Below are 2839 nucleotides of genomic sequence, written 5' to 3' on the forward strand. Positions count from 1 at the left end.
GTCCCGCGCCGCGCCGGCTGGGACTGCCACGGCCTGCCGGTGGAGCTCGCCGTGGAAAAGGAGCTGGGCTTCACCAGCAAGAGCGACATCGAGGCCTTCGGGATCGCCGCGTTCAACGCCCGCTGCCGCGAGTCGGTGCTGCGCCACGTCGCGGACTTCTCCCGGATGACCGAGCGCATGGGCTACTGGTGTGATCTGGACAACGCCTACCGGACGATGGACACCCCCTACATCGAGAGCGTCTGGTGGTCCCTCAAGCAGATCTTTGACAAGGGCCTGCTCGTCGAGGACCACCGGGTCACGCCGTACTGCCCGCGCGACGAGACCCCCCTGTCCGACCACGAGGTCTCCCAGGGATACGCCGACGTGGTCGATCCCTCGGTGTACGTCCGCTTCCCGGTGACCTCCGGCCCGCTCGGCGATGCCGGGGTGAGCCTGCTCGTCTGGACGACCACCCCATGGACGCTGGTGTCCAACACCGCGGTCGCCGCGCATCCCGACGTCACCTATGTCGTCGCCCGGACGGCGGCTGGCGGGCGCGACGGTGAGCTGGTGCTGGTGGCCGAGCCGCTGCTCGGTTCCGCGGTGGGCGCGGACGCCGAGGTCATCCGGACTCTTCGGGGAAGCGATCTCGCTGGCGTGACCTACGCCCGGCCGTTCGAACTGCTGCCGATGACGGATTTCAGCGGCGGGCCCGCGCATGCGGTGGTGCTCGCCGACTACGTCACCACGACCGACGGCACCGGGCTGGTGCACCAGGCCCCGGCCTTCGGCGCCGAGGACCTCGCCGTCGCCCGCGCCTACGGCCTGCCCGTGGTCAACCCGGTGGGCCGGGACGGCCGGTTCCTCGCCGGCACCCCGCTGGTCGGCGGGGTGTTCTTCAAGGACGCGGACGCGGCCCTCATCGACGATCTGCGCTCGCGTGGGGTGCTGTGGCGGGCCGAGGACTACACCCACAGCTATCCGCACTGCTGGCGCTGCCACACGCCGCTGATCTACTATCCGCTGCCGTCCTGGTACATCCGGACCACCGCGATCGCTGACCGGCTGCTGGCGGAGAACGAACGCACCGACTGGCACCCCGAACGGATCAAGAACGGGCGGTTCGGCGAATGGCTGCGTGGCAACGTCGACTGGGCGCTGTCGCGCAGCCGCTACTGGGGCACGCCGCTGCCGGTCTGGCGCTGCACGGCCGATCCGGCCCACCTGACCTGCGTCGGATCGCTGCTGGAACTGTCCGGCCTGGCCGGGCGTGACCTGTCCGCGCTCGACCCGCACCGGCCGTTCGTCGATGACGTGACGATCACCTGCCCGGCCTGCGCGGCGGTGGCGCGGCGGGTACCGGAAGTGATCGACGTCTGGTACGACAGCGGAGCGATGCCGTTCGCCCAGTGGGGAGCCCCGCACCGCAACGGCGAACAGTTCGAGGGCCAGTACCCGGCGCAGTACATCTGCGAGGCCATCGACCAGACCCGTGGCTGGTTCTACACGCTGATGGCCGTGGGGACGCTGGTGTTCGACCGCTCCGCCTACGAGACCGTGCTGTGCCTGGGCCTGCTGCTCGACGCCGACGGCCGCAAGATGAGCAAGCACATCGGTAACGTGCTGGACCCGTTCGAGCTGTTCGACCGGCACGGCGCGGACGCGGTGCGCTGGCTGATGCTCGCGGCCGGGTCCCCCTGGGCGGACCGCCGGGTCGGTCATGAGGCCCTTGAGGACATCGTCCGCAAGGTGCTGCTGACCTACTGGAACACCGCGTCGTTCCTCGTCCTCTACGCCAATGCCGGCGGCTGGGCACCAGGCCGTGCTCCCGCGTCCGACCCGCGGACGCGCCCCGTGCTCGACCGCTGGGTGCTCTCGGAACTGCACGCGGCCATCACGGAGGTCACCGAGGCGCTGGACGCGTTCGACTCGCTGCGGGCCGGCCGATGCCTGGCCCGCTTCATCGACGACCTGTCCAACTGGTACGTGCGGCGCTCCCGGCGGCGCTTCTGGGAGGCCGATCCGGACGCCCTGGACACCCTCTACACCTGCCTGGACGGCCTGACCCGGCTGATGGCCCCGTTCACGCCGTTCCTGACCGACGCGCTGTGGTCGAAGCTGGTCGTCGGCGTCCGGCCGCAGGCCCCGGACTCGGTCCATCTGGCCGACTGGCCGCGGGCCGCGGATGATCTCGTGGACACCCGGCTGGCAGCCCAGATGGACCTCGTCCGCCGCCTTGTCGAGCTCGGCCGGGCAGCCAGAGCGAGCAGCGGTGTGCGCACGCGCCAGCCGCTGGCACGCGCGGTCGTGGCGGCGCCCGAGTTCGCCGGGCTGCCCGCGGACCTGCGCGCCCAGATCGCCGACGAGCTCAACGTTGCCGCCGTCGAGGGCGCCACCGCCGACGTGGTCGACGTGACCGTGAAGCCGAACTTCCGGGCGCTGGGCCGCCGGTTCGGCAAGCGGACCCCGCTGGTCGCGGCGGCCATCGCGACCGCCGGCCCGCCCGTGCACGGCCGCCTCACCGTCGAGGTGGACGGGGATCGGCTCGACCTCGACGGCGATGATCTGATCATCACCGAAACGCCCCGGGAGGGATGGGCTGTGACATCGGAGTCAGGCCTGTCCGTCGCTCTCGATCTGGAGATCACTCCCGCGCTGCGGCGCGCCGGCATCGCCCGGGACGTGGTGCGGGTCCTCCAGGACGCCCGCAAGACCTCCGGCCTGGATATCACCGACCGCGTCGACATCCGCTGGTCGGCGGACACCCCGGCTACGGCGCAGGCCCTGCTGGAGCACGGCTCCGCCGTGGCCGCCGAGGTCCTCGCCGTGAGCTTCACGCGGGCTGCCGGTCCCGACA

The 2839-nt window shown here is 71.4% G+C and carries 1 protein-coding gene; it reads left to right on the forward strand.

Features of this window, described 5'->3' with window-relative positions; translation table 11 throughout:
• Nucleotides 1–2839: isoleucine--tRNA ligase (ileS, locus tag MJ783_RS18915; protein ID WP_239312187.1), on the forward strand; the 2839-nt coding region annotated here is incomplete at both ends.

This window comes from Protofrankia sp. Cj3, assembly GCF_917627355.1.
Lineage (GTDB): Bacteria > Actinomycetota > Actinomycetes > Frankiales > Frankiaceae > Protofrankia.